At 73.1% G+C, this 5,534-nt stretch carries 5 protein-coding genes and 1 pseudogene; 4 read left to right on the top strand and 2 right to left on the bottom strand.

The features are described 5' to 3' along the window. A pseudogene (locus tag N790_RS03385) lies at positions 1–754 on the bottom strand (hypothetical protein); the annotation flags it as partial. Positions 755–852: 98 nt separating this feature from the next. Here N790_RS03385 and hemA point away from each other — a divergent pair. The 4 genes from hemA to ppk2 are packed head-to-tail and all read left to right on the top strand — an operon-like array spanning position 853 to position 4,515. After that, positions 853–2,124, top strand: a complete 1,272-nt coding sequence (gene hemA / locus N790_RS03390) for a glutamyl-tRNA reductase (protein ID WP_043800741.1) — start codon at positions 853–855, stop codon at positions 2,122–2,124. Beyond that, positions 2,102–3,187, top strand: coding sequence for a peptide chain release factor 1 (gene prfA, locus N790_RS03395; RefSeq protein ID WP_043800744.1), 1,086 nt, complete (start codon positions 2,102–2,104; stop codon positions 3,185–3,187). The genes hemA and prfA overlap by 23 nt, the downstream gene beginning before the upstream one ends. Beyond that, complete coding sequence (gene moaB / locus N790_RS03400; RefSeq protein ID WP_043800746.1) at positions 3,184–3,705, top strand: molybdenum cofactor biosynthesis protein B; 522 nt, start codon at positions 3,184–3,186, stop codon at positions 3,703–3,705. The genes prfA and moaB overlap by 4 nt, the downstream gene beginning before the upstream one ends. Positions 3,706–3,732: 27 nt before the next feature. Continuing rightward, positions 3,733–4,515, top strand: a complete 783-nt coding sequence (ppk2, locus tag N790_RS03405) for a polyphosphate kinase 2 (protein WP_043800749.1) — start codon at positions 3,733–3,735, stop codon at positions 4,513–4,515. A gap of 10 nt (positions 4,516–4,525) precedes the next feature. On the opposite strand, the gene N790_RS03410 is transcribed toward ppk2, so the two are convergent. Continuing rightward, the coding region (locus tag N790_RS03410) for an efflux RND transporter periplasmic adaptor subunit (protein ID WP_156969911.1) at positions 4,526–5,534 on the bottom strand (1,009 nt) is incomplete at its 5' end.

The following is a 5,534-nucleotide window of genomic DNA, read 5'->3' on the forward strand; positions in this document are numbered from 1 at the left end:
CCAGCGGATCGCCCAGCAGCCCGTATTCGCGCGCCGCGGCCCGGCGCAGCTCCGGCGCCAGCTTGGCCGGTTCGCCCAGCGCCACCAGGTGGCCACGCGCGGCCTCGTCCAGGCCGCGCTCGCGCAGGCGGGAGGCCTGCAGCAGGTGGGCGCGCGGGTCGTCCGGGAAACGCTCCAGCCCGCGCACCACCAACTGCTCCGACAGCACGGCGTCCTCGAGCCGGCGCGCAAGCCCGGCCATGGCCAGCCAGCCGCCGAAGCTGGGCGGCAGCCGGTCGGTTTCGTAAAGCCCGCGCATCACGGCGCGCGCGGTGATGGCGGCATCCCCGCGGGCATCGCCAAGCGCGGACAGCAGCACCGGCAGGCCTTCGGCGGCCGGCAGGGCCATCAGGGCGCCGGCCTCGTCGGTGGCGTCCTCGGGGTTGCCCTGCTCGAGCGCGAAGGAAATGGCGGCGGCGCGCACGGCCAGGGAGTCCGGCGCCAGCTCGCGCCACCGGGCGATGGCATCGGCGACCGGCGCCCCGGGCCCGGCCAGCAGGGCGATGCGGGCGGCGCGTTCGGCCAGGCCCGGATCGCGGGAGCCGCGCGCGGCTTCGAGGTAATGCCCGGCGGCCAGCACCAGGTCGCCCTGCTGCAGGGCGAATTCGCCGGCCATCACCTCGCCCACCGGTCCCTCGCCCCGGGCGGCGGCGGGACCCGCCAGGGCCAGCGCCAGCATCAGCGCGGCAGGTGCGGGGGATTTGCTCCAGATCATGGGGTTTTCGCGGCCTGGGGCTAGAATGAGCGCCGGAATCCACCAAGAGCCCAGCCCGCCGAAGCTTAGCGCAACGCGTGCCGCCACAGTCCCCAGCCATGCCCCTGCTAGCCCTAGGACTCAACCACCAGACCGCCCCCCTCGCCCTGCGCGAGCGCGTCGCGCTGGACGCGGGCCAGCTGCCGGCGGCGCTGGCCGGCCTCGGCGCGGTGCCGGGCGTGGAGGAAGCGGCGGTGCTCTCCACCTGCAACCGCACCGAGGTGTACGCCCAGGTCGCCGAAGGCCGCGAGGGCGCGGTGGCGGAATGGCTGGCCCGGCACCACGGGCTGGCACCCGAGGCCCTCGGCGACTACCTGTACGAACACCGCGACGAGGACGCCGTGCGGCACCTCTTCCGCGTCGCCACCGGCCTCGATTCGCTGGTGCTGGGCGAACCGCAGATCCTGGGCCAGGTGAAGGAAGCCTGGCAGGCCGCGCGCAGCCAGCAGCGCCTGCGCACGCCGCTCGACCGCCTGTTCCAGCAAAGCTTCCAGGTCGCCAAGCGCGTGCGCACCGACACCCGAATCGGCGCCCACCCGGTTTCGGTGGCCTATGCCGCGGTGCGCCTGGCGCGCCAGGTGTTCAGCGAACTCGACCGCGCCACCGTGCTGCTGGTCGGCGCCGGCGACACCATCGAACTGGCTGCGCGCCACCTGGTGGACGCCAAGGCCAAGCGCCTGCTGGTCGCCAACCGCACGCTCGAACACGCGCAGACGCTGGCCAGCCGCCACGGTGGTTACGCCTTGCCGCTGTCGGAGCTCGAACGGCACCTGCCCGAAGCCGACATCGTCATCACCGCCACCGCCAGCCGCGAACCCGTGCTGCGCCGCGCCGCGGTGCAGGCGGCGCTGAAGGCGCGCAAGCACCGCCCGATCTTCATGCTCGACCTCGCCGTGCCGCGCGACATCGAGGCCAGCGTGGCCGAATTGCCCGACGTCTACCTCTACACCGTGGACGACCTGGAGCAGGTGATCGAGGAAAACCGCGCCTCCCGCCGGGAAGCGGCCGAGCAGGCGCAGGCCATCATCGACCTGCAGGTGGAGCATTTCATGGCCTGGTGGCGCGCCCAGGGCCGCCAGGACGCGCTGCGCACCCTGCGCAGCCGCGGCGAGGCCGCGCGCGAGGAAGCCCTGGCCCGCGCCCGCGAGCAGCTGGCCGCCGGCAAGCCCGCCGAGGAAGTCCTGGCGCTGCTGGCGCACCAGCTCACCAACAAGCTGCTGCACGGCCCCAGCGCCGCGCTGCGCCAGGCCGCGCTCGACGGCGACCTCGACCTGCTGCGCGCCGCCTCGCGCCTCTACGACGACCGCGATGACGCCCAGCCTGCGCCGTAAGCTCGAGGCCCTGGCCGAACGCCACGAGGAAGTCGGCCGCCTGCTGTCCGACCCAGCCGTGCTGGCCGACAACCCCCGCTTCCGCGCGCTGTCGAAGGAATACGCCCAACTCGAACCGGTCGCCGCCGGCCTGGCCGCCTGGGCCCAGGCCCAGCGCGACCTGCAGGCCGCCGAAGCCATGCGCGCCGACCCCGAGCTGCGCGAGCTGGCCGAGGAGGAAATCCCCGCCGCCCAGCAGCGCCTGGCCACGCTCGACGGGGAGCTGGCCCTGCTGCTGGTGCCCAAGGACCCGCGCGACGACGCCAACCTGTTCCTCGAAGTGCGCGCCGGCACCGGCGGCGACGAAGCCGCCCTCTTCGCCGGCGACCTGTTCCGCATGTACGCGCGCTACGCCGAGCGCCGGCGCTGGAACGTCGAGATCGTCTCCGCCAGCGAAGGCGAACACGGCGGCTACAAGGAAATCATCGCGCGCATCGAGGGCAAGGGCGCCTACTCGCGCCTGAAGTTCGAATCCGGCACCCACCGCGTGCAGCGCGTGCCGGCCACCGAATCGCAGGGCCGCATCCACACTTCGGCCGCGACGGTGGCGATCCTGCCCGAACTCGACGAGGTGGACGAGATCGACGTGCGCGACGCCGACCTGAAGGTCGACACCTTCCGCGCCTCCGGCGCCGGCGGCCAGCACGTCAACAAGACCGACTCAGCCATCCGCATCACCCACCTGCCCAGCGGCATCGTGGTGGAGTGCCAGGACGAACGCAGCCAGCACAAGAACCGCGCCCGCGCGCTGTCGCTGCTGAAAGCGAAACTGCTCGACGAGGAGCGATCGAAGCAGGCCGCGGCCCAGGCGCAGTCGCGCCGGCTGCAGGTGGGCAGCGGCGACCGCAGCCAGCGCATCCGCACTTACAACTTCCCGCAGGGCCGCATCACCGACCACCGCGTCGAAGGCCTCACGCTGTACGCCCTGCCGCAGGTGATGGACGGCGACCTCGACGAACTGGTCGAGCGCCTGTCCCGCGAACACCAGGCCGACGAACTGAAACTGCTGACGGAGGCCGCATGAGCGCCGCGAACGAATTCCAGCCGCTGTCGCTGTGCGTGCTGACGGTGTCCGACACCCGCACCGCGGAAAACGACAGCTCCGGCGACTACCTCGCCGCCGCGCTGGCCGAAGCCGGCCACCAGCTGCACGAACGCGCCATCGTGCGCGACGACAAGTACGCGCTGCGCGCCCTGGTGTCGCGCTGGATCGCCGACGAGGCCGTGCACGGCATCCTGGTCACCGGCGGCACCGGCTTCACCGGCCGCGATTCCACCCCCGAGGCGCTGCTGCCGCTGCTGGACAAGGAAATGTCCGGCTTCGGCGAACTGTTCCGGCACCTGAGCTGGGACGAGATCGGCACCAGCACGCTGCAGTCGCGCGCCTTCGCCGGCCTGGCCAACGGCACCTTCCTGTTCGCCCTGCCCGGCTCCACCTCGGCCTGCCGCACCGGCTGGGAAAAGCTCATCCGCGCCCAGCTCGACGCCCGCACCAAACCCTGCAACCTCGCCAACCTGCGCCCCCGCCTCCGCGAACGCTGAGCCCGGGCGCCCACCAGGAGCCGCTGCATGAGCAAGGAAAAACGCCGGCGTTACCAGGACAAGCTCGAGGAAATGCAGGTCGAGCTCAATGCCATGGCGCGCTGGCTGCAGCACACCGGCAAGCGCCTGGTGGTGCTGTTCGAAGGCCGCGACACCGCCGGCAAGGGCGGCGCCATCAACGCCATCGCCGACGGCCTGAACCCGCGCCAGTGCCGGGTGGTGGCGCTGTCCAAGCCCAGCGAACGCGAACAGGGCCAGTGGTACTTCCAGCGCTACGTGCCGCACCTGCCCGCGGCCGGCGAGATCGTGCTGTTCGACCGCAGCTGGTACAACCGGGCCGGCGTCGAGAAGGTGATGGGTTACGCCACGCCGGAGCAGGTCGAGGCCTTCCTGGCACAGGCGCCGGTGTTCGAGAAGCTGCTGGTGGACGACGGCATCCTGCTGTTCAAGTACTGGCTGGCGGTGGACCAGGCGCAGCAGGAAGAGCGTTTCGCCGAACGCCTGGCCGACCCGCTCAAGCGCTGGAAGCTCTCGCCCATCGACCTCAAGGCGCGCGAGAAGTACGCCGAGTACGGCAAGGCCCGCGACGCCATGTTCAAGGCCACCCACCATCGCTTCGCGCCCTGGCACGTGGTGGACTTCAACGACCAGAAGACCGGCCGGCTCACGCTCATCCGCCACCTGCTCGACCACCTGCCCGACCAGGCGGTCCCGGAACCGAAGCTGGCCCTGCCGCCGCTGAAGGGCCGGCTGGGCAAGGAGCGCTACACGGGCCCGGTGAAACCGATCAAGACCCGCTTCGAACTCTGACGGCGCCGCGTCACGGCCGCTGGCGCGTCGGGCCGCCCGCCAGCGCCACCACCGGCGCCTGGCCGGTCGCGGAAACACGCAGCGCCTGTCCCACCTGCAGGCGTTCGGCACCCCGCACCACCAGCCGGTCGCCCGGACGCACGGCGCCCTGCACTTCCACCAGCTCGCCCTGGGCCGCGCCGATCTCCACCGGCACGCGTTCGGCGGCGTCGCCGGCGCCGACCCGCACCACGTGGCTGCCTTCGCGGCGCAGCACCAGCGCATCGCGCGGCACCGCCACCACGCGGCGCGCCGCGTCGCTGGGGACGCCCACCTGCAGCGCGGCGCCCACCACCAGGCCGGCCTCCGCCGCTTCTTCCGGCGAGAGCGCGACGCGCAGTTCGACCTGGCGCGAGGCTTCGTCGCCCACCGGCACCAGCGTGGCCAGGCGGTGCGCATGCACCTGCCCGCCGTCGCGCAGCGTCACCGCCACGCCTTCGCGCAGGTGCCGGACCAGGGCCACGGGCGCGCGCGCGCGCACTTCCAGCGCGGCGGGGTTCACCAGCCGCGCCACCGCCATGCCCGGCGCGAGGAATTCGCCCAGCGCGGTGGAGCGCTCCACCACTACGCCGTCGAACGGCGCGCGCACGGTGGCCTGGCGCAGCTGCAGGCGCGCCTGTTCCAGCGCCACGCGCGCCGCGGCCAGGTCCTGTTCGCGCATGCGCCGCTCGGCGATGGCCTGGTCGAGCTGCGCGCCGGAAATGCCGGCGTCGCGGACCAGCGCGGTGAAGCGCTCTTCCTGGCGGCGTGCGTAGTCCACCTGGGCCTGCAGGCGGGCCAGGTCGGCGGCGGCCTGCCGTTCGCGCAGGCGCAGCGCGGCGTCGTCGATGCGGGCCAGCACGTCGCCACGGCGCAGGGCCGTGCCCACTTCGGCGACGGCCACCACGCGGCCACCGATCTCGGCCGCCACGCGCGCGTCTTCGCGGCTGGCCACGCTGCCCGGCGACCAGTGCAGCGGGGCGAACTCGGCGGCCACGGCC

Origin of the sequence: Arenimonas malthae CC-JY-1 (genome assembly GCF_000747075.1) — a bacterium.
In the GTDB taxonomy this organism is placed as follows: Bacteria; Pseudomonadota; Gammaproteobacteria; order Xanthomonadales; family Xanthomonadaceae; genus Arenimonas; species Arenimonas malthae.